At 63.2% G+C, this 23,344-nt stretch carries 22 protein-coding genes; 13 read left to right on the forward strand and 9 right to left on the reverse strand.

Features of this window, described 5'->3' with window-relative positions; genetic code table 11:
• Positions 1-351: 351 nt before the first annotated feature.
• Positions 352-660, reverse strand: coding sequence for a hypothetical protein (locus VVD49_RS12835; protein WP_327599573.1), 309 nt, complete (start codon positions 658-660; stop codon positions 352-354).
• A 173-nt stretch (positions 661-833) separates the two neighbouring features.
• Positions 834-1,133 carry a hypothetical protein gene (locus tag VVD49_RS12840; RefSeq protein ID WP_327599574.1) on the reverse strand — a complete coding sequence of 100 codons (300 nt, stop codon included), beginning with the start codon at positions 1,131-1,133 and terminating at the stop codon, positions 834-836.
• A gap of 175 nt (positions 1,134-1,308) precedes the next feature.
• Between VVD49_RS12840 and VVD49_RS12845 the strand changes: the two genes are divergently transcribed.
• The gene (locus VVD49_RS12845; protein WP_327599575.1) at positions 1,309-2,088 is read left to right on the forward strand and encodes a hypothetical protein; all 780 of its coding nucleotides are present in this window, start codon (positions 1,309-1,311) and stop codon (positions 2,086-2,088) included.
• Positions 2,089-2,268: 180 nt separating this feature from the next.
• Here the strand turns inward: VVD49_RS12845 and VVD49_RS12850 are convergent, their stop codons facing one another.
• Positions 2,269-3,213, reverse strand: a complete 945-nt coding sequence (locus tag VVD49_RS12850; protein ID WP_327599576.1) for a LysR family transcriptional regulator — start codon at positions 3,211-3,213, stop codon at positions 2,269-2,271.
• 121 nt (positions 3,214-3,334) lie between these two features.
• Between VVD49_RS12850 and VVD49_RS12855 the strand changes: the two genes are divergently transcribed.
• The 4 genes from VVD49_RS12855 to VVD49_RS12870 all read left to right on the forward strand — a co-directional run bounded on the left by VVD49_RS12855 (position 3,335) and on the right by VVD49_RS12870 (position 7,169).
• Positions 3,335-3,784, forward strand: a complete 450-nt coding sequence (locus VVD49_RS12855) for a DoxX family protein (protein ID WP_327599577.1) — start codon at positions 3,335-3,337, stop codon at positions 3,782-3,784.
• 87 nt (positions 3,785-3,871) lie between these two features.
• Positions 3,872-4,480, forward strand: coding sequence for a glutathione transferase GstA (gstA, locus tag VVD49_RS12860; protein ID WP_327599578.1), 609 nt, complete (start codon positions 3,872-3,874; stop codon positions 4,478-4,480).
• 152 nt (positions 4,481-4,632) lie between these two features.
• A complete protein-coding gene (gene ygiD, locus VVD49_RS12865; protein WP_327599579.1) occupies positions 4,633-5,427 on the forward strand; it encodes a 4,5-DOPA-extradiol-dioxygenase in 795 nt (264 codons plus the stop codon).
• A gap of 230 nt (positions 5,428-5,657) precedes the next feature.
• Positions 5,658-7,169, forward strand: coding sequence for an AMP nucleosidase (locus VVD49_RS12870; protein WP_327599580.1), 1,512 nt, complete (start codon positions 5,658-5,660; stop codon positions 7,167-7,169).
• A 52-nt stretch (positions 7,170-7,221) separates the two neighbouring features.
• Here the strand turns inward: VVD49_RS12870 and VVD49_RS12875 are convergent, their stop codons facing one another.
• The 4 genes from VVD49_RS12875 to VVD49_RS12890 all read right to left on the reverse strand — a co-directional run bounded on the left by VVD49_RS12875 (position 7,222) and on the right by VVD49_RS12890 (position 10,851).
• On the reverse strand, positions 7,222-7,944 hold the full coding sequence (locus VVD49_RS12875) for a GntR family transcriptional regulator (RefSeq protein ID WP_327599581.1): 723 nt from the start codon (positions 7,942-7,944) through the stop codon (positions 7,222-7,224).
• 156 nt (positions 7,945-8,100) lie between these two features.
• Positions 8,101-9,315, reverse strand: coding sequence for an amidase (locus tag VVD49_RS12880; protein ID WP_327599582.1), 1,215 nt, complete (start codon positions 9,313-9,315; stop codon positions 8,101-8,103).
• 91 nt (positions 9,316-9,406) lie between these two features.
• Positions 9,407-10,345 carry a polysaccharide deacetylase family protein gene (locus VVD49_RS12885; protein WP_327599583.1) on the reverse strand — a complete coding sequence of 313 codons (939 nt, stop codon included), beginning with the start codon at positions 10,343-10,345 and terminating at the stop codon, positions 9,407-9,409.
• Complete coding sequence (locus VVD49_RS12890; protein WP_327599584.1) at positions 10,342-10,851, reverse strand: nuclear transport factor 2-like protein; 510 nt, start codon at positions 10,849-10,851, stop codon at positions 10,342-10,344. The genes VVD49_RS12885 and VVD49_RS12890 overlap by 4 nt, the downstream gene beginning before the upstream one ends.
• Positions 10,852-11,063: 212 nt before the next feature.
• Between VVD49_RS12890 and VVD49_RS12895 the strand changes: the two genes are divergently transcribed.
• The 7 genes from VVD49_RS12895 (at position 11,064) to VVD49_RS12925 (ending at position 20,947) form a co-directional block, all read left to right on the forward strand.
• Entirely contained in the window at positions 11,064-12,251 is a 1,188-nt protein-coding gene (locus VVD49_RS12895; RefSeq protein WP_327599585.1) for an ABC transporter substrate-binding protein, read from the forward strand.
• Positions 12,252-12,465: 214 nt separating this feature from the next.
• Positions 12,466-13,344 (forward strand): branched-chain amino acid ABC transporter permease, encoded by an 879-nt coding sequence (locus tag VVD49_RS12900; protein WP_327599586.1) that lies wholly within the window; start codon positions 12,466-12,468, stop codon positions 13,342-13,344.
• A complete protein-coding gene (locus tag VVD49_RS12905; RefSeq protein WP_327599587.1) occupies positions 13,341-15,908 on the forward strand; it encodes a branched-chain amino acid ABC transporter ATP-binding protein/permease in 2,568 nt (855 codons plus the stop codon). The genes VVD49_RS12900 and VVD49_RS12905 overlap by 4 nt, the downstream gene beginning before the upstream one ends.
• 160 nt (positions 15,909-16,068) lie before the next feature.
• Positions 16,069-17,664: a gamma-glutamyltransferase family protein gene (locus VVD49_RS12910; protein WP_327599588.1), complete on the forward strand. Its 1,596-nt coding sequence runs from the start codon at positions 16,069-16,071 to the stop codon at positions 17,662-17,664.
• A gap of 255 nt (positions 17,665-17,919) precedes the next feature.
• Positions 17,920-19,455 carry a sensor histidine kinase gene (locus VVD49_RS12915; protein WP_327599589.1) on the forward strand — a complete coding sequence of 512 codons (1,536 nt, stop codon included), beginning with the start codon at positions 17,920-17,922 and terminating at the stop codon, positions 19,453-19,455.
• Positions 19,452-20,069, forward strand: coding sequence for a response regulator transcription factor (locus VVD49_RS12920; protein ID WP_327599590.1), 618 nt, complete (start codon positions 19,452-19,454; stop codon positions 20,067-20,069). Before VVD49_RS12915 ends, VVD49_RS12920 begins: the two co-directional genes overlap by 4 nt.
• 386 nt (positions 20,070-20,455) lie before the next feature.
• Positions 20,456-20,947: a GlcG/HbpS family heme-binding protein gene (locus VVD49_RS12925; protein WP_327599591.1), complete on the forward strand. Its 492-nt coding sequence runs from the start codon at positions 20,456-20,458 to the stop codon at positions 20,945-20,947.
• A 290-nt stretch (positions 20,948-21,237) separates the two neighbouring features.
• On the opposite strand, the gene VVD49_RS12930 is transcribed toward VVD49_RS12925, so the two are convergent.
• Positions 21,238-21,939, reverse strand: coding sequence for a DUF6515 family protein (locus VVD49_RS12930; RefSeq protein WP_327599592.1), 702 nt, complete (start codon positions 21,937-21,939; stop codon positions 21,238-21,240).
• A 36-nt stretch (positions 21,940-21,975) separates the two neighbouring features.
• The gene (locus tag VVD49_RS12935; RefSeq protein WP_327599593.1) at positions 21,976-22,554 is read right to left on the reverse strand and encodes a hypothetical protein; all 579 of its coding nucleotides are present in this window, start codon (positions 22,552-22,554) and stop codon (positions 21,976-21,978) included.
• A gap of 199 nt (positions 22,555-22,753) precedes the next feature.
• Here VVD49_RS12935 and VVD49_RS12940 point away from each other — a divergent pair, with 199 nt between their 5' ends.
• Positions 22,754-23,293, forward strand: a complete 540-nt coding sequence (locus VVD49_RS12940) for a hypothetical protein (RefSeq protein ID WP_327599594.1) — start codon at positions 22,754-22,756, stop codon at positions 23,291-23,293.
• Positions 23,294-23,344: the final 51 nt, after the last annotated feature.

The raw sequence follows: 23,344 nt of genomic DNA on the forward strand, positions 1-23,344 counted from the left end.
GCCCCGGCGTACAGGTCACGTCCTTGCCCGTGCCTTGTTGCTGTGATTCGGTGCGTCAGCCAGACCAGTAGCCGTTGCGGAGACGTATCTGATCATGACAACGTCCTTTCGGGTCGTGCTCTGAAGCCTTTTCGAGCGGCTCTGCCCGATTGGGCAGGTAAGGCAGCGAAGACCGGAAAGATCCTCTAACGACGGCGATGGCGCGTGCCACAGTTGGGGCTTGCCACGATGTGCTGCGCGGCAGGCATTGCGAGCGACAGAATTGGCTGCGCCAGAATGCAACAGGCCGGGTGTTGCGACCCGGCCTGTCAGTGCTGGTGCATGACCAGCGGTGAATGCGTCAGTGCGGCTTCAACAGCGTGCGCCGAACACGTAGCGCTTCTCTTGCTCGGCCTTGACCGGGCTCTTGGTCGCCAGGGGCGCAGGGGCGGTGACGGTCACGGGTTGGGCACTCGGCAGGCTGATCCAGCCCAGCTTGTCGCGGATGTCCATGGCCAGCGTGACCAGCTCGACGTCTTCGCATTCTTCCGCAATATCAAGAGTTTGCGATGCGTAACCGACATCGCTGAAGAACTTCTGGGTGTTGATGGAGACGCCTTTTTCCTGGCGCAGGCGGATCTTGAGACGGGCGATAAGCTGAATCAGTGCGTTGTCCATCATGAGCTTCCGGTGGGTGAGGTAGGGGATCGTGGGACCTACCTAGCAATCCACATGCCGGAACGCTCGCCTGTCGGCCTGGTCGTGAGTGCGGGGTGATGCGGGTGTGACAAGTATCACGTCGAGTTCTCGACGTACCCTGCCAGCGGACTGACAGGGGCGTGTGCAAACGTGGGTCAGCGCTTGACGAGGTGGGGTGGCACGAGGTTGTCGGAGGCGCGCCGCATGGGCGTGTTGTCATCCGTTGTCGGGGCCGGCGTGCTCACATTCTGGGGAATGAAGATCGCGAGCTGGCGCTGGCGGATCTGCGCGGCGAGCGTGCTGAACTCGTAGTTGCCGATCTCGTCGACCAGACCGAGGACCTGGGCTGCGTATTCCGGCTCGTCTCCGAAGCGCTGCATGTCGACCTGGAAGTCGAGCTCCTGGGTGAGAAACATGTTCAAGCGCGCTACAAGCTGCGCGACTACGCTATCCATGACTGAATCCTTTTTCTGAACGGGGCTCCGCTTCATTTCGAGCAACATGCATGCCGTTGGTCGATCACTGTCTGCTGCATGTGCAAGCATTAGTGACCTATCTCACAGATGCTGATTCTGTGCCCGAAAGTGCGGCACAATGCCGCTCCCCTTAATCCGGAATATCGGCAAGAACATGAGCAATTCAAGCGATCAAAGCGGCGATGTGAGCACTCTTCCACATGATGCTTTCATTTCCCTCACGCCCCGCGATGCGCAGCAACAGGCCGCGCGACTGGTCCAGGAGGCGTTTGCTGCCGCTTTTCGTCTCTCCATCGAAGCCGGCGCCGAACAACGTCAGTCGGCTATCGAAAAGCTGACAGGTCATCTCGCGGAATGGGCGGGCATGGCTTCGCGTGACGAAGCACTGTTGCGCCGCACGCTGTTGCTGGCGGGGCTCGATCAATGGGGCCTGGCTTTCAGTGAGACCTTCGGGCCGAAAGCACTTTCCGGCGTGAGCGTGCTGGTCAGCCTGTTGCGCAACGAACTGGATGTGCAGGAGGAGGCTATCTCGCAGGGCTATCTCGAGCGGCTGCAGAACGAGGAGGGCGCGGCGTTCGACTTCAAAGTGCTGCTGCGTCGCGAGCTGCATCTTGCTTTGTGGCACGCCATGATCGCGGCTGAAGAGCGCGATGAGGCCGAGGCCATCATGCGTCACCTCGGCGGGCTATTGCTGGGGGTGTATGAAGAGATGCCGACGCATGGCTGGCGACTGATTGCGGACGCGCTGGCGTCGATCCAGATGCGCTGCCTGTCGCAAGGCCTGGCGATCGAAGGCATTGCGCAGGAGACGACCCAGTCGCTGTTTGTCTCGCTGGCAAGTGCGCTGCCGGAGGAAGTCTGCTCGCGTGTGATGGAGCAGTCGTCGACTGCCGTCAGGGCCTGGCAAGAAGCCAGGCGCTCAGTTCAGCACTAGAACGCGCAAGGGACGGGCTGCGCGGGCGTCTGGCCGTGTTGGCTCGCTCGCCGTGCTCAAGCACTGCTCTGCGCGAGCCGCCTTGCCAGCCACCCGCTCGCTCCGTCCCTTGCACGTTCTCTCCACTTGTTGGGAAAAGCAACGCTGAGAGGGAGCGTACGTGCTTAACCACTCCGAAATTCATCCCTTCAAATCTGCCCCAACAGACGGGCACTTCGTCTCCAGCCACTCCTGCAGGAAGTTGGCGAAGCCGCGCACCTTGGCCGACAGGTGTTTGCGGCTCGGGTAAGCCGCGTAGATCGTCAGTGGCGTTGGTGCCCACTCCTTCATCACTTCGACCAGGCGTCCTTCATCAACCGCAACCTGCAGGATGAAGTCCGGCGCCATGGTGAGGCCCATGCCTTGCGCGGCCAGCTCACGCAGCAGCAAGCCGTTGTTCGAGTGCGTGCTGCCACCGATGCGCACGCTGATCGGCCCCTTGCCTTCGCGCTTGCCGCCCTTGTCCTCAGGGTCGGCGAAGCGCCAGACATGATTCTCGCTGGCGTAGGCGTAGGTCAGGCACTGGTGCTTCGCCAGATCATCCGGTGTCTGCGGAATGCCATGCGCATTCAGGTAGTTCTGTGCCGCACATAACATCATGCGTGCCTTGCCGATGGGGCGCGCGACGAGGTTCTGCGAGCCGAGGGCACCGACCCGGATCGCCAGGTCCAGCCCTTCCTCCACCAGATCGATCTGCTGGTCCGACAGTGAGATATCGAACTTCACCTGCGGATGGAACCGGGCGAAGTCGGCGATGGCTGGCGCCAGATGCCAGGCGCCAAAGCTGATCGGTGCCGTGAGGCGCAGCGTGCCGCGCAGCTCCACACTGGCACTGCCGACGGACTCTTCGGCCTCTTCCAGATCCGACAGCAACTGCAGGCAGCGCTCGTAATAGCCGCGGCCATCTTCAGTGAGGCTGATGCGCCGTGTCGTACGGTTGAGGAGGCGGGCATTGAGCGTGGCTTCCAGTTGCGCGATCAGGCGCGAAGTGGCCGAGGTGGAGATGTCGAGGCGCTCGGCCGCGGCGGCAAAACTGCCCAGTTCCACGACCTTGCAGAACACATTCATGGCTTCGAAGCGGTCCATCTATTGTCCCTGAAGAAGGAATAATGAATTGCATTGTAGGTGGTTTATCTCAAATGCGAAGCTCTCCAGAATCCGCTCCATGCTTCACCGATTGCTTACAACGTCTTCAAGGAGTCTGAAAATGTCACGCACTGCTTCTTCTGCTATCGCACTGAATTCCACCGCCGAATACGGCGCCTTCGCTCTGCGCGTGTCGCTGGGCGTCATCATGATTGCCCACGCACTGCTCAAGGTGCTCGTGTTCACCATCCCGGGCACGGTTGGCTTCTTCGAGTCGATCGGCCTGCCTGGCGTGCTGGCTTACCCCGTCATCGCGGGTGAGTTCTTTGGCGGTATCGCGCTGGTGGTCGGTTTCCAGACCCGTCTGGCCTCGTTGCTGCTGATCCCCATCCTGTTGGGAGCGACTTCTGCTCATACCGGCAACGGCTGGGTCTTCAATGCGCCTAACGGTGGCTGGGAGTACCCTGCCTTCCTGGTAGTGGGTGTTGTCGTGCAAGCCTTGCTGGGTAACGGTGCTTTCTCGTTCGACGGCTGGCGTGCCCAGCAAACAGGCAACCTGGCGCGTGCCTGAGTAGCCCGGTTCGCGGCGTCACATGGTGACGCCGCGAAGTCATGACTTCGTAGAAACATCATCCTTCACAAACCAAAGGAGATTCCCATGAAACTGTTCTACGCACCTGGCGTGTGTTCCCTCGCTCCTCACATTGCGCTGCGCGAAGCAGGCCTGGAGGTCGAACTGCAGAAGGTCGACACCAAGACCAAGGCCATGGAGGGTGGCGGCAATTTCCTCGAGATCAATCCGAAGGGCTATGTGCCGGTGCTGCAGCTGGACAATGGCACTGTGCTCACCGAAGGCCCGGTCATCGGCCAGTACATCGCCGATCTCAAGCCCGAGTCGAAGCTGGCGCCACCTGCCGGCACCATGGAGCGTTACCGCCTGCAGGAGTTGCTTGGCTTCCTGAACTCCGAGGTCCACAAGACGTTCGGCCCCTTGTTCAAGCCGACTACGCCAAATGAATACAAGGACGCCCTGAGGACACAACTCGGCGAGCGTTTCGACTACCTCTCCACACAATTGCAGGGCAAGCAATGGCTCATGGGCGACACCTTCACGATCGCCGATGGCTACCTCTTCACCCTGTTGGGCTGGACGCAATGGACGCACATCGACCTGAAGAAGTGGCCCGTGCTGGCCGACTATTCGGCGCGCGTTGCGGCGCGCCCGGCAGTGCAGGCGGCATTGAAGGCCGAAGGTTTGTTGAAGTAACAAGACGCACCGGGAAAACGGGCTGCGAATCCGACTGAAGTTGTTGGCTCGCTCAGCGCATTTTCCCGGGCGGTTTGTAGTTGTCGTTTCAGGGTTGTCGTTTTAGTACTGCGCCAGCTTCGATGCCGAAGCCGCCGTACAGGAGGTTCATCATGAGTTCCCGTCGTTTGCCGTCACTATTCATATCGCATGGGTCGCCCATGCATGCGTTGCATGCGGGCGCCGCAGGCGAAGCCTGGGCTGCACTGGCGCAACGCATTGGCAAACCGCGCGCCATTCTCATGGCGTCAGCACACTGGGAAACCAATATCCCGATGGTGACCGGGACCGCTCAGCCCGAGACCATTCATGACTTCGGCGGTTTTCCTGCCGAGCTGTATCGCATCCAGTACGCGGCGCCCGGCGCGCCTGCCCTGGCAGAGGAAGTGCAGGGCCTGCTGCGCAAGGCTGATATCTGCACGGGCATCGAGGCCAATCGTGGTCTGGACCATGGCGCCTGGTCGCCGCTGTTGCATATGTATCCTGATGCGGACGTGCCGGTGCTGCAGCTGGCCATGCAGGCAGATCGCGGCGCGCGCCATCACCTGGCGATGGGCCGGGCGCTGGAACCGCTGCGTGACGAAGGCGTACTCATCATCGGCTCAGGACACATGACACACAACCTGCGTGATTTCTTCACGCAGCGCGGACAGGGCGGGGGTGCCACGGCCTCCTACGCACGTGAGTTCCGCGACTGGGTAGATCAACGCATCCAGGAGAACAGGGCAGACGAGCTGGTGGACTGGAACACGCAGGCGCCTTCCGCCTTGCGGGCGCACCCGACGCCGGAGCATTTCCTGCCCCTCTTCGTGGCGCTGGGTGCCGCAGGTGAGCGTTGGCAAACCGAGACTGTCTTTGCCGGTTTCGAAGGTGGTTCATTGGCAATGGACGCCTACGCTTTCGCTTGAGTACTGGCGCCGAGCTCAACAAAAAAGCCACGCAATGCGTGGCTTTTTTCATGGCCTGCAGTCGGGTGCTGCTGCGCATACTGCATGTGGAGTCGGGACGCGTGCGGGCCACTTCTGTCCGCGGGTCACGCGCAAGATCTCACTTCGAGGTAATGTGTCGACATACGCCGCGCGGTCAGCAGATACCGCGTGCGTGCATACCGATGATCCACTGGAAAAAGAGCAGAAACATGCCATATCGTCCTCCCTTCATCGCCCCCATGCGTTTCAGTGACGCCGACGCCGCGCTTGCCCAGGTGCAAGCCATCTATGACAGCAGCATCAATCACCTGCGCGAATCCATGCAGCGCTTCGTTGCCGGTGAAGACATCGCCTCCGACGAAGGCAAGGCCTATCCCCGTGTGCGGGCCTGTTATCCCTTCGTGCGCATCCATACCGACACTGTCGCCAAGGCGGCGGGGCACGACAAGCATCTGTCCTACGGTTTTGTTGCCGGTCCCGGCCACTACGAGACCTCGCTGACGCGGCCCGATCTTTTCGCCAGCTACTATCGCGAGCAGTTCAGGCTGTTGCTGCAGAATCACGATGTGGAGATCGAAGTCGGCACCAGCTCCGCACCCATTCCGATTCATTTCTCCTTCGGCGACTACGACCACATCGAAGGCAACATGAACCGCGAGCGTCGCCGCCTCATGCGCGACGTGTTCGACCTGCCGGATCTGTCGGCGATGGACGATGGCATTGCCAACGGCACGCATGAACCAAGACCCGGCGAGTCGCAGCCGCTCTCCCTGTTCACCGCACCGCGTGTGGATTACTCGTTGCAGCGCCTGCGTCACTACAGCGGCACTTCGCCCGAGCACTTCCAGAACTTCGTGTTGTTCACCAACTACCAGTTCTACATTGACGAGTTCATGCGCATGGGGCATGAGTTGATGAACGACCCGGCCAGCCCTTACATCGCGTTCGTCGAGCCGGGTAATGTCGTCACGCGCAAGGTCGGTACTGCGCCAGGCGAATACGACGCGCTCGGCAAGGCGCCACCACGCCTGCCGCAGATGCCGGCGTATCACCTCGTACGTGAAGATGGCGGGGGCATCACCATGGTCAACATCGGCGTCGGCCCGGCCAACGCGAAGACCATCACCGACCATATCGCCGTGCTGCGCCCGCATGCCTGGATCATGCTCGGCCACTGCGCGGGCCTGCGTACGACGCAGGAGCTGGGCGACTACGTGCTGGCGCACGCCTATGTGCGCGAGGACCACGTGCTCGATGAAGAGCTGCCGGTATGGGTGCCGATTCCCGCGCTTGCTGAAATCCAGGTTGCACTTGAATCCGCCGTGGCAGATGTCACCGGTCTGTCGGGGCCCAAGCTCAAGCGCGTCTTGCGTACGGGCACCGTGGCCACTACCGACAACCGTAACTGGGAGCTGCTGCCGGACAACACACCGCAGCGCCGCTTCAGCCAGAGCCGCGCGGTGGCGCTCGACATGGAAAGCGCCACGATTGCCGCCAACGGTTTCCGCTTCCGTGTGCCTTACGGCACCTTGTTATGCGTAAGCGATAAACCGCTGCACGGCGAAATCAAACTGCCGGGCATGGCGAATCACTTCTATCGCGAACGCGTCGACCAGCATCTGCGCATCGGCATTCGCGCGCTGGAGATGCTGCGGGAGCAGGGCCGGAATGTGCTGCACAGTCGCAAGCTGCGCAGCTTTGCCGAAGTGGCGTTCCAGTAAGTCCGGCTTGCGGGCGGGGTGAATACTCCGCCCGCGTTTTCCTGGCCGGGTGTTATTGCAGCCCCAGCATGCTCGCCAGGCTGTTGTCCGGCTCTTCTGGCTCGACGCAGATGTTCGCTTCCAGCGTACGCAGGTGCTCATCCATGAGTTTCGCTGCGCGCTCGCCATCACCTTTCTCGATGTAGTCCACCACGCGGGCATGTTCGTCGTGCTCGCAGGATGCGTTGCCGGGCGGTTCGTAGAGCGCGACGATCAATGAGCAGCGCGAGACCAGTTCGGTGAGGTAGCGCTGCAGGATGGGATTGCGCGCCACTTCGGCGAGACGCAGGTGGAAGGAGCTTGCCAGGCGTGCCCATTCCGGCTGGGCAAAGCGATGCATGGCGTTGTGTTCCTGCTTGAGCTGGGCGCGCAGGGCTGTGATGTCGGCGCGCGTGGCATTGGCGGCGGCGAGCCGCACGATGACGTCTTCCAGCAGGCGCCGCGCCTCGAAGATCTGCCGTGTTTCTTCCGGTGTCGGTGCTGCGACGACGGCGCCGCGATTGACCCGTAGCTCGACGATGTGATCGTGCGCCAGCTTCTGCAATACCTTGCGGACAGTTGCACGGCTGACGTCGAAGAGCTCGCAAAGTGAGGACTCCGGCAGCTTTGTGCCGGGCCGCAGGCGCTGTGTCATGACGCTGTCGAACACAGTGTCGTAGATGCGTGTCTCGATGTCGCTGCCGTTCTCCATGTCAATGAGATCGGCGTCGGGAGTGACTTCCGCCTTGTTGCGCAATCTGGGGGCGCCTTTTGCGCTGACTCTGGCGGCGACTTTTGTAGCGGTCTTGGTGGCCATTGTGTTCGACAGGAATTGTTGACAATCCGTCGTGCGGATCGAAAACAGGAGATTGCCACAATCCGGCGGCGGATTGCTGGCTGAAAGTGCAGGCAATCATCTTTGGGCCGCCAGAAGGCCTGTCTGCACCTTGGCTGCAATCCGGATCAATGCGAGGTCACTGCCTGCCGGGCCGATCAGCGAGACGCCCAGTGGTGCTCCCTGCGCGCTGCTGAGCGGGATACTGACTTGCGGCAAGCCTGCGAGGCCGGCGATGCAACAGATGCGCAGCGTGCGTGCGCGGATGTCGTCGATCTGCGCGCCACTGCTTTCACGCAAGGGTGCAAGACTGGCGGCGGAGGGCACGACGGCAATTGCGTCGTGTCCGAGCAGGTCGCGCACGCGTTCGCGAATGCGCGCGCGTTGCGTGTTGGCCGCACCGGCCTGTGCGCAGGTCACCGTGCTGGCGTGCTGCCAGCGCGCAGCGATGGCGGGTGCAAAGACGGGCGCGTGTTGCTCGATCCAGTTGCCATGCGTTTGCCAGCCGTCGAAGGCACCGAGGGTGACATAGGTCTGGCGCCAGTCTTCGACCGTGCTGCCTTCCGCGGCGGCGATCTCTTGGGGTGCCAGCTCCGCCGACAGGTAGTCGAGTGTCTGACGCAAGCCGGGCAGGAAATCAACATCGGCAGTGGACCATGCGTCGCTGAACGCCAGCACGCGTTGCGGCGTGAAATTGCTTTCGGGTAGCAGTACGCGGCCAACCGCTTCGAAGCAGCGGGCGTCGTGTGCGAACCAGGTGGCTGTGTCGAAGCTCGGGTGCAGCGGCACCAGCCCTTCGCGCGACAGCAGGCCATGAGTACTGCGTAGCCCCCATACGCCGCAGTAACTGGCGGGTACGCGTGTCGAACCGCCGGTGTCTGTGCCCAGGGCGAAATCCACCAGGCGCGCAGCGACCGCAGCAACCGAGCCGCTGGATGAGCCGCCGGGGATGCGCTCGGGCGCCGCCCGATTGATCGGCATGCCGTAGTGCATATTGTTGCCGTGGATGCTGAAGGCCAGCTCATCGGTCAGCGTCTTGCCGTGCAGCGTTGCGCCGGCGTCGAGCAGCTTTGCGACCAGCGTGCTATGCCGACGGGGTATTGCGTGGGTTTCCAGCCAGAGGGGATTGCCGGCGCCGGTCGGCAGGCCCGCGACATCGAAGACGTCTTTCACGGCAAAGCCGAGCCCATCGAGGGGGCCCATTGCGGTGGGCGGGAGGCTGTACTTGCCGTGCGGTACCCAGGCGCCGACGGTGTCGGGGAAGGGGAGGGGTGAGAAAGCAGCAGGTGTCATGTATCTGGATTGGCGGGATAGGGGCTGGAGGCGTCTGTTCTGATCGAGATACTTGTTGATCTCGTTACGCTGGTGTGGCGTCGGATGATGGTCAGCGTCGTGAGGGATTGCCGTGGCTGATCTCTTTTCCGAGCTTTTCCATATGGCGGCAGATTGCCCCGGGGGTGGTGATCCATGCTGCGCCTGTATCGCGTGCACGGCAGATGTGCTCCAGCGCGCGGCGCAGGTGGCGCAGCCGGTAAGGTTGGCCGATGAGATAGGGGTGCAGGGCAATGCCCATCACCAGTGGTTGGCGCGCGGATTGCAAGAGCATCTCGTCGAAGTTGTCGATGATCATCTGGGCGAAGTCCTTGGCATCCATCTGTCGGGCGACGATCATCGGGATGTCGTTCAGCTCCTGCGGATAGGGGATGGCCCAGAGCTGTTCGCCGCTGCGCGTCTGCATGCGATGCGGTTGGTCGTCGTGACACCAGTTGAGGCTGTAGGCATAGCCGCTCTCGGCCAGCAAGTCGGGCGTCAGGTGGCTCTCGGAAATCCAGGGGGATAACCAGCCGGCTGGCGCGGTACCACTCTCGCGGGCGATGCGCTCCTTACAGTAGCCCAGCAAGGCCAGCTCTCCGGCTTCACCCAGTTCGGCCTGACGCACGGAATTGCTGTGACCGTGCCCGATCAGCTCGTCCCCGCGCGCGGCGAAAGCCGCCACCAACTCCGGGCAGTGATCGTAGAGTGCCGTGTTGACGATGCAACCAGTGGGCAGCGCCAGCAGGTCGAAGAGTTCGATGCATCGCCAGGCGCCGACGCGATTGCCATATTCGCGCCAGCTGTAGTTGAGCACGTCGGGCTCGGGCGATACGGGGCCGATCTTTGCGCCCAGCCCTTCGCCAAACGCGAAGTGTTCAAGGTTGAAGCCGATGTACACGGCCAGCCTGGGCGCCTTGCTGCCGCTGGCAGGCCAGTCAAAGTCGGCGCGCTGCGTGATGGCGCTGTAGGGAAAGCGCGCGTGATGCGTCAATGGGCCGAAGTCGCTCATGCCGCATGCTCCGCACCAGCTGCCGGGTTCATCGGCGAGGTCCACGGGTCGGCAAGACCGGCGCGCACAAGCAACCATTCCGCACTGTCGTTCCACACATCCATCTGCACGATCTTGTCGTGCCGAACCACATAGCGATCGACATAGCGGTTGCCCTCGAAGGGCGTGCCATCGGGCCAGGCACCGTGGAGTGTGCCGATGTTGTAGACGATGGCCTCATCCGCCGTAGCCCCAGCGACGACGTCAGTGCGCTCGAAGCGCTTCTTCACCCACGCGTAGCGGTCGGCATTGAAGGCGCTGCAGTCGGCGGGCTCTGACATTTCGCGCCCACCGGTGAAGCGGATGTGCATGTCGGGTGCGGTAAAGCCGCGAGCGCCAGCCGGGTCGGGAATCATGATGGTGCGCAGGAACGCCTCGACCAGCTCGCCTGCGCGCTGGCCGACTTCCTGACTGCACTGCTTGCCCGGAGCAGGAAGCGCCGTGCCCGTTTGTGATGCATGACTCATTGCGATTTCTCCATGTTTGCACTCCATCTGTGCGCGTTATTGATTGCACAGGATTTGTTGAAGTGTGAGCATGGTGTGTGCCAGATTGTAGACAATCGTATTTGCGGTATGTATTCATTATTTTGTGTTGATGGATACGATGGCACGCTTCCTGCATTGCTCCGGCGTTGGCCGATTGGCCCCGACTGCGTTCTTACTCTGGAGAAATCGTCATGACCCGTATCACCCGACGCACTGTTCTCGCCGCTGCGATGGCTGCAGCCAGCTGTTTCACCTTGTCGCTGGCGCAAGCGGCCGATCCCATCAAGATCGGTCTGGTAACTGCGCTGTCCGGGCAGTCTGCATTGGCTGGCGAAGCCATTACCCGTGGCTTGACGGCCGCCATTGATGAAATCAACGCCAAGGGCGGTCTGCTGGGCGGGCGCAAGGTCGAACTGGTGCGCCGCGACGATGAAGGCAATCCCGCCAAGGGTGTGACCGCAGCGCGCGAGCTGATCTTCAAAGAGAAGGTTGCCGTGCTGTTCGGCGGTCTGGACACACCCGTGTCCGTCGCCATCGTGCAGATGACCAATCAGGAGAAGGTGCCTTTCATGGGCCCGTGGGCCGCCGGCACCCCCATCACGAAGAATGGCGCCAATCCGAACTTCGCTTTCCGCGTGTCGGCTGTGGACGAGATCGTTGACCGCGGCATGCTTGCCTATGCGCAGAAGACCTTCAAGGCAAGCAAGCCGGGCATGATCCTGGTGAACAACGCCTGGGGCGAATCGAACGAGAAGGGCCTGACCGCCGCGCTGACGGCCAAAGGCATGAAGGCGGTGGGCATCGAGAAGTTCGAGGCCAATGATGTCGACGTCGTGCCGCAGCTGACGCGCCTCAAGGCCGCAGGTGCAGATTCGTTGTTCATGGTCGGCAATGTAGGCCCGTCGGCGCAGGTCGTGAAGTCGCTGGACCGCATGGGCTGGAAGGTGCCAGTGGTATCGCACTGGGGCCCGGCCGGTGGCCGCTTCACAGAACTTGCCGGCCCTAACGCGAAGAACGTTCACTTCGTGCAGACCTATAGCTTCTTCGGCAAGCAGAACCCGGTGGGCGAGAAGCTGATCAAGACGCTGATGGCCAAGTATCCGGACATCAAGGGCGTGGATGACATCACCCCGGCTGTTGGTGTGGCCAACGCTTACGACGGCATGCAGCTCGCTGCACAGGCCATCGCCAAAGCGGGCTCTACTGACGGCGATGCAGTGCGCCAGGGCTTCTACAAGATCGATCGTTACGAAGGCCTGATCAAGACCTACGTAAAGCCTTTCACGCCGGAAGTGCATGACGCGCTGAGCGAGAACGACTATGTGTGGGCCTACTTCATCGACGACTACATCCTGCCGGTCGGCATGACGTCCAAGTAAGTGCGCGCTGATGTCACGTCGTTCCCGCGAATGCGGGAATCCAGTGTCTTCCAGTTTCTAGCCCGGATGAAGGCCGCAGGCCGGAGTCCGGGAGTTGCGCCGGCGTGAGGCCGGATCCCGGATTCAGCCTCGCTGCATCCCGGCTACATATCCGCGGGCCTGTGCAGGGACGGCTGAGTCCCCGCTTCATTTCAACGAACACTCAAGGCAGCCGATGCTCCTTCTCTCTGCGCTGATTTCCGGCCTTGGCCTGGGGGCCATGTATGGCCTCATGGCTTTGGGCTTCCACGTTACCTATGCCGTGTCCGGTACGGTGAACTTCGCGCAGGGCAGCTCGATGATGCTGGGCGCCGTGCTGACTTTTGCTTTCGCCCAGGTCCTGGGCTGGCCCATGTTGCTGGCCATTGCGCTGGCACTCGCCTTGTGTGCGGCATACGGCCTGCTGGTCGAGTTCGTCGCAGTTCGCCCCTTTGCCAGTCGCGGCTCAGATGCATGGCTGATGTCTACCGTCGCGCTGGGCATCGTGCTCGACAACCTCGTCATGTTTTCCTTCGGCAAGGAGCCACGCTCCCTGCCTTCCGTGCTGGCGCAGACGCCGATAGAACTCGGTGGCCTGGGGCTGGGGGTGTATCCCTTGCAGGTGCTGATCCCCGTCATCGGTCTGGCGCTCGCCGCGGTGCTGCATTTCGTGGCGCGACGCACGCGCTGGGGTACGGCCATGCTGGCCGTGGTGCAGAACCGTGATGCAGCGCGCCTGATGGGTATTCCGATCCGGCGCGTGGTGGCCGTGTCTTTCGCGCTATCTACGTTGTTCGCCGGTATCGCTGGCGTGCTGATTGCACCGCTCATGAACGTGCATGCCGACATGGGTACGCTGTTCGGTCTCAAGGCCTTTGCGGTGGCGATTCTCGGCGGCATCTCCAGTGCCTGGGGCGTGATGCTGGCCGGCCTCATCTTTGGTTGTGTCGAGGCACTGGTGACCGCCACGCTGGGATCGAGCTACACCCAGATCATCAGCTTCTCGCTGGTCATTGCGGCGCTTGCGCTGCGCCCCAACGGACTGTTCGGGCGCGCCGAGGTGCGCAAGGTATGAGTGCCCTGAGTTCAACCTTATCCGTGCCTGCCATGCCATTCCACCCGAATGTCATCACCGCCCGCAATAGCGGGGATGTTGCGTCCCTCGTGTTCGCGCTGATCGGCGTCACCCTTGCACTCGTGCTGGCGGCCACGCTCAACGGCTACTACGTTTTCGTGCTGGCCAATGTCGCGCTGCTGGCCATCGTCGGCATTGGTCTCAATGTGCTGATGGGCATGAGCGGGCAGGTCTCGTTCGGGCATGTCGGGTTCTATGCGCTCGGGGCCTACGTCGTGGCCGTGCTGACGAGCAAGGCCGGCTGGAGCTTCTGGGCAGCGTGGCCTATGGCGGCCGCCGTGAGCTGTGCCATCGGGGCCTTGCTGGCCCTGCCTGCCTTGCGCGCCAAAGGGCCGTATCTCGCGATGATTACCATCGCCTTCGGCTTCATCGTCGAGCACAGCGCGGTCGAGCTGCGCGACATCACGGGAGGGCAGAACGGCATCATGGGCATCGCTGCGCCAGCGCTGGGTGGCGTGTTCCGGGCCGAGCGCGCAATGGCTGCATTGGCCGTGATGACTGCCGCCATTGCCTTGCTGGGCTATGTGCTGTTGTCGCGTGGCAGCTGGGGCGCTGCGCTGCGTGCAGTGCGCGACAGTGAGACCGCTGCGGAATCCATCGGTCTCAATCCGCTGGTGGTGAAAACGGTGGCCTTTGCCGTGTCCGCCTTGCTTGCCGGTCTGGCAGGGGGGATCTACGCGCCACTCTCCGGCTTCGTCACGCCGAGCAGTTTCAGTTTCATCCAGTCCATCCTGTTCGTACTGGTGGTGATGATAGGCGGCTCGGGCACATTGCTCGGGCCCATCGTCGGCGCGATCCTCGTCGGCGTGTTGCCGGAGCTGCTCTCGAGCCTGGAGGAATATCGCCTGCTGTTCTTCGGCCTGCTCTTGCTGCTCGTGCTGTGGGCCGCACCCGAAGGTCTTGTTGGCTTGTTGCGTCAGCTCAATGCCGTAGTCATGCGCAGGCTGGGGCGAGAGACGATTGCCGGCCCGCAGCCGGACGCCCTGGCGCTGTCACTGCCGACGCGTGCGCGCCATTCCTTGCGTGCGGAAGAGCTGTCGATGATCTTCGGCGGCGTGCGTGCAGTCAGTGGTTTGAGTTTCGATGCGCAGCCGGGGCGTGTCACCAGCCTGATCGGCCCGAACGGCGCCGGCAAGAGCACGGTGCTGAACATGCTGTCGGGTTTCTACACGCCTACCCTCGGGCGCTGCGTCTTGCAGGATCGGGCCCTGCAAGGGCAGGGCGCATGGCGTGCCGCACGCAGTGGCGTGGCGCGCAGCTATCAGACCTCGCAACTGTTCGGTTCGCTGAGCGTACTCGACAACGTGGCGCTGGCCTTGCCGCGCGGGCGCCTCGGGGCCTTGCTCGGCCGCCGTGCGGTCAGCTCGCCGGCGGCACGCGAGCGCGCGCTGAGCCTGCTGCGCTGGTGCGGCTACCAGGGTGACACGGGCATCAAGGCGGCGGGGCTGGCGCACGTCGACCGTCGCCTGGTGGAGATTGCGCGCGCGCTAGCCACCGATCCCGAAGTGCTGCTGCTCGACGAGCCCGCTGCCGGGCTGTCTCGCGAAGACAAGCTGCAACTCGGCGCGCTGCTGCGGCGTATTGCCGACGCCGGTATCGGCGTGTTGCTGGTCGAACACGACATGGCATTGGTCATGGATGTATCGGATCACATCGTCGTGCTCGATGCTGGCCAGCTGCTGGCGCGTGGTACTCCTGCCGAGATCCAGCAGAACGCAGACGTGCGCCGCGCTTATCTTGGCGAGTCTGGCGAAGTGCAGGTGGCGCCCGGTGCGGCGCGTGCTGTCGCGGCAGATGCAAGCGAGTTGCTGGGCGTGGGCGGGCTGACCACCGGCTACGGTGCCGAGCCGGTCCTGCACGCGGTGGACCTGCAGGTACGCGAAGGCGAGATGGTGGCCCTGCTGGGCGCCAACGGCGCGGGCAAATCCACCTTGATGCGCAGCCTCTGTGGTCTGCACCGGCCGCTTCAGGGGGGCATTCACCTTGCGGGTGTCGAGCTGGCCGGGCTGCGTGCCGAGCAGATCGTAAGCCAGGGCCTGGTGCTGGTGCCGGAGGGCCGCCAGGTGTTCCCCGAGCTGAGCGTGCTCGACAATATCCGCCTCGGTGCCTTCCTGCACCCGGAGGGCCGCGAGCAACGCGTGGAAGAGATGCTCACGCGTTTCCCGCGTTTGCGCGAGCGCCTGCACCAACGCGCCGGCCTGCTGTCGGGCGGCGAACAACAGATGCTGGCCATCGCTCGTGCGCTGATGAGCAAGCCGCGCGTGCTGCTGCTCGACGAGCCTTCACTGGGTCTCGCGCCGAAGATCATCGAAGAGTTGTTCGCGGCGCTGGACCGCTTGCGCAGCGAGAACATGACCCTGCTGCTGGTCGACCAGATGGCGGCGCTGGCACTGGCCCTCGCAGATCGCGCTTATGTGCTGGAGAGCGGGCGCGTCGTCGCGCGTGGCACAGCGGCGGAGATCGCAGCCGATCCCGCGTTGGCGCAGGCGTATCTTGGGCATTGATCTGGCGTTCCCCTTTTGCTGGAGATTGCATGCTTGAATCCCTTGGCATGAGCCGGAAATCCTGGTCGTGCCCAAACGATCGTCATTCCCGCGCGATGCCCCAGTTCATGTTTGCCACCGGGCTCGGGCAAGATGCTCCCGAGCACTTCGGGAGGATGAGATGCTGAAAGCGACGATGGCCCGTGGTGGCATGCTCAGTGCGCCGCACCACCTTGCCGCGCAAAGCGGTGCCGCTGTGCTGCGCGAGGGCGGCAATGCGGTGGAAGCGATGATTGCCGCGGCCGCGACGATTGCGGTGGTGTACCCGCACATGAATGGCATAGGCGGCGATGGCTTCTGGCTCATCGCTGAACCGGGCAGGGCCCCCGTGGCGATCCGTGCCTGTGGGCCTGCTGCGCAGCTCGCCAGCCGCGAGTTTTTTGCTGCGCATGGCGACACCGTTATCCCCACGCGAGGACCACGCGCCGCGATCACGGTGGCCGGTGCTATCGGCGGTTGGCAGCTTGCGCAAGCCGAGGCGACGCGATTGGGCGGGCGCATGCCGCTGCCGCGCTTGCTGGCCGACGCAATCCATCACGCACAAACCGGCGTGCCGGTGACGCGTTCGCAAGCCCACCTGACGCAGACGAAATGGCATGAGCTGCGTCACGTGCCCGGCTTTGCCGGAACCTTTGCGCCGGACTTCGCGAGCAGCGGCCTGCCGGCAATCGGCGCCACACAGCGGCTGCCGCGTCTCGCCGCCACGCTGGGGCAACTGGCTGCTGCCGGCCTCGATGATTTCTATCGCGGTGACGTGGCGCGCAGCATGGCGCGCGAGCTGGAGGCCGTGGGCAGCCCCTTGTGCCTTGCCGACCTCGAGGCGTACCGCGCCGCCACTGTCATGCCCTTGTCGGTGCAGCTCGGCGTGGGCAAGGTCTTCAATCAACCGCCGCCGACGCAGGGCGTCAGCGCGCTGGCGATTCTCGGCATCTTCGATCAACTCGGCGTGCGCGATGCGGAGTCTTTTGCGCATGTGCACGGTCTGGTCGAGGCCACCAAGCGCGCCTTCCGCTGGCGCAATGCCAACGTGGGTGACCCCTCGTTCATGCAAGGCGACGCACAGCAGTTTCTCTCACCCGATTCGTTGATACGCGAAGCCAATGCCATCGACACTCAGCGTGCCGCGCCCTGGCCTGACATCGCCAAGCCCGGCGATACGATCTGGATGGGCGCCGCCGACAGTCGCGGCTGCGTGGTGAGTTACATCCAGAGTGTCTACTGGGAGTTCGGCTGCGGCGTGGTGCTGGATGAGTCTGGCGTGCAATGGCAGAACCGCGGTTCGAGCTTCACCCTGCACGACGGTCCGAACGCGCTGTTGCCGGGCCGTCTGCCGTTCCACACCCTCAACCCTTCACTGGCGCAGCTCAAGGATGGCCGCGTCATCGCCTACGGCACCATGGGCGGCGAGGGGCAACCGCAGACGCAGGCAGCACTGTTCACGCGCCACGTGTTGTTTGGTCAGGATCTGCAAGCTGCCGTGAGCGCGCCGCGCTGGTTGCTGGGCCGCACCTGGGGCGAGGAGTCCACCAATCTCAAGCTCGAGTCGCGCTTCGCGCCGGCGCTGGTCGACGCCTTGTGCGCAGCCGGCCATGACATCCAGATGCTGGGCGAGTTCGAGGACACGATGGGGCATGCGGGGGCCGTTTCCTTCCACCGCGACGGGCTCATCGAAGGCGCCAGCGACCCACGCGCTGACGGCTTCTGCGCAGCCTGTTGAGTGGCCCGCAAGCTTCCGAGAAGAAGCACGCGCTGGCATCGGCGGTAGCTGCAAGCTTCAATTTCTCCGCGGCAGTGAACGCGAAGTAGGGTATGGGGTAATCCCGGGCCGTCCGCCGGTCCCCGCTGCACATGAAGAGGCCACGCAACAGCGTGGTCTTTTTCATTGGATCCTGGCTCTGGCCCCGAAAAAAGGCCCGGCGCCCCGTATTCCTACGGATTGAGGCCGACCGGTGCGGCAGGTAGAGTAGGCCGCATGAAGTCCATGATCTCCTTCCTCGTCCACCCGCGCCGTCGCGTCTGGCCCGTGCTGCTTGCCTGGTCGCTGTGTTGCCTGTTGTGGGGTGCATGGCTGGTCCGCACCGAGTTGCAGACGACGCGCGAGGACTTCGAGACGCAGTCGCGCATCCTGCATCGCCTGCTCACCCAGCGTGCCGAGCAGCACGAAGCGCTGTTTGCGTCCCTGACGGCGCTGGAGCCCTCGCTGCCGCAGATGCCCGAGGCTCTGGCGCGCAGCACGCTGCAGTCCTTCATTGCTTCCATCATCGCGTCCTACCCGCAAGTCACTGCGGTGCAGGTCTGGCGTTTCGACGCGGCTGGCCGCCAATGGGCCGGTGACAAGGGTGTGCCGGTTGCGGCCGCACTGGCGGGTGCGTTGTCGCTTGCCGCGCGGGACGGGCAGGCCGTGCTGCCAGACGCCGGAGGCTTTACGGTGCTGCGCAGAGGCAATCCATCGGTGTGGTCCCTGCATGTGCGTGCTGACCATCTGCTGGGAGCTGACGAGCAACCCACGCCGGGCGTGTACCTGCGGTTGGCGCCCGACGCCGGGCCGCTGCTGTGGGAGCGGCCAGCCTCACAACAGGTGTGGTCGCAACTCGCGCCCTTGCACTTCGAGAAACATCTGGCCGTGCGCAGCCAGCCCTACCTGATGACCACGGAGCAGGCGCCGTTGCCTGCCGTGCTGCCTTGGGGGCGCTTTGTACTTGGCGCGGTCATCCTGCTTGCCTTGTGTATCGCTTCAGCCTGGGCGATTGCCCAGTATCGCCAGCGCGTGCTGACGCAACGTCAGCTGGCCCTCGCGCATGCTTCACGCATCAATGCCATGGGAGAGGTGGCGGCAGGCATGGCGCATGAATTGAATCAACCGCTGGCCGCCGTGTTGTCGAACGTGCAGGCAGCCGTCCGCTGGTTGCAGGATGATCCGCCAGAGGTCGCAGACGCACGCGAAGCCGCCAGTGCCGCCGCGAAGCAAGCCAGGCGCGCGGGCGAAATCCTCCAGCGTTTGCGTAGCTTCATTTCGCCGCAGGCGAGCGTGCGCGAGGCCGTGGATCTCAACGCCGTCCTGACGAGTGCGCTGTCGCTGGTCGGTGAATCGCTGCAGCGTCGCCACGTGAGCGTCAGCAGCAAACTCGTGGATGACTTGCCCAGCGTGTCCGGCGAGCGTGTGGCGTTTGAACAGGTCGTGGTGAACCTGCTGCTCAACGCGGTTGACGCCATGGAGGCGGGCGGTACCCTGCACCGGCAGATTCACGTCGAGACATCGCATACTGCGGAGCGCTTGCTGCTGAGCGTGCGCGATAGCGGACCGGGCCTGACGGATGAGATCAAGGCGCGGCTGTTCGAGCCCTTCTTCACCACCAAGTCGAACGGCATGGGTCTTGGTCTGTCGATTTGCGAGAACATCGTGCAGCAGGTGGGCGGCGATCTGAGTGCCGACAACGCGGAGCAGGGCGGCGCGGTGTTCTGCATGAGCCTGCCCCGCGTTACGAAAAACATGAAGGAGGCGGCATGAGTGCGCAGTCTCCCATTGTGCATATCCTGGACGACGATTCCGGCGTGCGCGAAGGGTTGTCCATGCTGTTGCGCTCTGTCGGCTTGCGTGCCGAGGCCTTCGCCAGTAGCGCGGAGTTTCTCGCCGGGCGTGACGCCGATGCGATCGGCTGCCTGATTCTCGATATCCGCATGCCTGGCGAGTCCGGCCTGCAGCTGCTCGAGCGCTTGCCGGAGGCGGGCGTCGATTTGCCGGTGGTGATGCTCACCGGTCACGGCGACATGGCGGCTTGCCGGCGCGCTTTCAAAGGCGGTGCCATCGAATTCCTTACCAAACCCGTCGACGAAGATGCCTTGATCGAGGCCGTACAGGCAGCCATTCGCAGCCACATCGCCAGTCGTGCGCGCACGGCAGTGACGCGCGAAGCGCAAGCGCTGCTTGCCAGGCTGACCGATCGTGAACGCGAGGTGCTGACGCAAATCGTCGACGGCCTGTCGAACAAGCAGATCGCCCGCGTGCTCGACCTCTCGCCACGCACGGTCGAAACGCATCGCGCCAATCTCTTCGAGAAGCTGGGCGTGGACTCGCTGGCGCAGCTGGTGCGGCTCTACCTGGCGGGCATATCCGGGGAGTAGCGGCCCCTCTCGCGGGCGTGATGGGCAACCTCACTCCCATTCTGTTTCTTGCCCCGTGACTGGCAATGCGTTGCTCCGCGCATTCGCTGCAGCCCCAGGCTTGGGGCGGCAGCGTTCGCGCCAGGCGCCAACGCATCTCATAGAAAACGGGACGAGGACTGGTTACGTGATGTGCCCTGCATTCCCCTCTACCGCTCGTGGGAGAGGGTGGCCGTCAGGCCGGGTGAGGGCGAGTTTCATCTACGCGCGGCACCCAACTGCGTATTTCTACGGAGCCCGCTCCGCAACCGTGCGAATAGTGCGCACACGATCAGATCCTTAATCTGCACACATCGGTTCAGCGCACATCGCGAACCGAAGCAACCCGCAAACAAAGGAGATTGATCATGAACAAACTCGCACTCACCGTCCTCGCCACTGTTGCTGCCTTCACCAGCGTTGCGACGAGCGCGCAAGTCCGCACCGAGAAGAACATGTCGCTGGCACTGGCTTCCGACATTGCAGCGAACGCTGTTGCCGCATGCACGGCACAGGGCTACAACGTGACCGCGACCGTGGTTGACCGTGCCGGTACCGTCCGCGCCCAGCTGCGTGCTGACAACGCCGGCCCGCACACGCTGGAAGCCAGCCGTGCCAAGGCCTTCACTTCGGCCTCTGCAAAGAACAGCACCTCCGCCATCCTGGAGAGCGTGCAGAAGACCCCGGCAGCACAATTCCTGCCGATGATTCCTGGTTACCTCGTGGTTGCTGGTGGCGTGCCGGTCAAGAGTGGTAACGAAGTGATCGGTGCCGTGGGTGTAGGCGGCGCGCCAGGCGGTCACCTCGACGAGCAATGCATCAATGCAGCGCTCGACAAGGTGAAGGACAAGCTGCAGTAAGCGGTAGTCGTCCAGGAAAAAAGGCCACGCAGAGCGTGGCCTTTTGTTTGGGCGTCACATTCTTGAATTGCTTGGCACGATGCCGAAGCTTGCGGCCTGCCCAAACGACCGTCATTCCCGCGAACGCGGGAATCCAGCGTCGTTCAAGCTCGCTCCAAAGCCACAGGGTTTCCGCTCGACTGCCGGCCTGTCCGGGGCTTGTCGAAGGGCGCGAATGACGTGGCGCTCAAGGGCTCGAAGGCGTCGAGTTTGTAACGCCCTTTCGCGCGTGGTCGATGCAAGTCGAGGGCTTACTTCACCGTATAGCCCCGTCCGTCCATGCAGGCTTCATTGGCGCGGCGATAGTCGGAGCTCTTGCCTGCCACCTGGTCGGCGCTGACGCCGCCGTAGGCCTGCGTCGGGTCGAATCCGCTCTGGTTAACGGCCCAGGCGTGGCATTCGTAGCTGTCCTTGTCCTGTTGCTTCTCCGACTGACCATTGCGCGGATAGACGAATGATTTCTCCATGACAGGTGCGCTGTCGCTTGCATCAGACGGCGGTGCCGAGACGATGTAGCCATCGCCACGTGGGGTGGCGCGGTAGTAGGTGCCATCGGAGAGGTAATAGGTCTCGCCGCGAATCACGCGTGAGTCGTAGTAGGTCGGCAGGAAAGGAACGACGATGCCGATGGGGGGCGCTACGACGACGAAGCGGGGGCCATACGGCCTGTACCAGGCACCGGCGGCGTAGTAGAAATGCTCGCGACCATACGCGTACATGCGTGGCGCGGGCGGCAGCACATTGACGCTCACGCCGATTGAAGGGCGCACGCGTACGACGCCCGGACGATACCAGCCATCTCCGTGGTAATCGTTGCCATGACCACCATGGCCACCGTGGTGTGGGTCTGCCTGCGCGATGCCGGACCAGGCCAGCAGGCCGGCGGGCAGTGCGATGGCCATCGCCAGCAATCGGGCTCGCTGGATGATTGTCGTGGTGAATGTCATGGGCATTTCCGGAACTCCTGTCAGATGTGTCTGTGGCGGCTGTCAGCGGACGATGTAGCCGCGACCTTCGAGGCAGGCACTCATGGCGCGGCGATAGTCCGCAGCGCGTTGTGAAAGTTGCGCGTGTTGCGCGCGTTGATCCGCGTTGGCCGAGCGCTCCATGCTGTCAGCGGTGGCCTCGCGATTGGCGTCGGAAGCCGAGCCTGCGGCGGCACCCAGCACCGCGCCGATGGCGGCCCCACCCAGCGCGTTCGATGGCCGCGACACTGCGGCACCGATGATGGCCCCCGTCACGCCGAGCACCGCGGCGTCGTGATTTGGCGAGACTGCGGGGTCGACACGCACCACGCGTGGCGTATCCGTAGGCATCCTGGCCGGGTCGAAACCGGTCTGCTTCACCGACCAGTTGTAGCACTCAAAACGGTCGCGCTTCTGCGCATCGGCCGATCTCTCGTCGCGCGGGTAGGCATACACCTCGGTGCTGATGGGCGGCAGGGCGCGCGGTGTTTCCGTGTAGCGGCGTCTGGGCGTTTCTGCACAGCCTGCCAGCGTGACAGCGATCAACGTACTTAGCACCGGAACGACAAGACGTCGATTGCCGGGGCTTGCTGCAAAACGCATGAAGGAATTCCTTTCCGGGGTCAGTTTCTTGAGGCAGCTCAAGAAAGTCGCTCAAGGGACGGATACAATCATTCAGGAGCAGCACCGTTGTCGCTGTAATGGTCTGTATCCATTTGTATCTGTATCTGCACGATGGCGCGCCAGCGTGACAACAACGCATCAAACCGGCAGATAGCCGACGCCGTCGAATGAACCAGCCATGAAAACCGCTTTCTCCAGCAACTGCCCTGGCAAGTCGCGCAAGTACGCAATTCTCCTTTTCGTCGTTACTGCAGGCCTGATGGCGGGATTCTCCGGTGCCGCCCGGGCGGACTACTTCGACTGCAAGACCTTCGACGACCGCAACCTCTGCAAGCTGCTCAATCGCTATCCCGCAGTGAAAGATCTGCCGGTGATTACCGCCGCCCGCATCGCCGATCTCTATCGCACCAAACCCGGCTACGCCGAAGATCTGCTGGAAGATCATCCCGTCGTGATCGAAGGAAGCGTGGCGTCGAAGGAAGAGAAGTCCGGCCGCGTCACGGTTACGCTGAATGAAAGCACTGATCCTGCGACCGCGATCGTGCTGCAACTCTTCGCCACGCACCCTGTTGCGGGGGACGATGGCCGCGTGAAGAGCCGCACTGCGCAGGAGGTGCAGGCCATCCTGCGTGATGGGCGCCTGGGCGTGTTCCAGTGCGTCGGCGATGGTGTGAAGAAAAAGATCCCCGTCTTCAAGAACTGCGTGCTCTGGCGTTAGAGCCGGGCACGGCGGAGCGTGGCTGCGGCACAATGATGGCCTCCGCTATCT

It is taken from the genome of Uliginosibacterium silvisoli (assembly GCF_036017035.1).
In the GTDB taxonomy this organism is placed as follows: domain Bacteria; phylum Pseudomonadota; class Gammaproteobacteria; order Burkholderiales; family Rhodocyclaceae; genus Viridibacterium; species Viridibacterium silvisoli.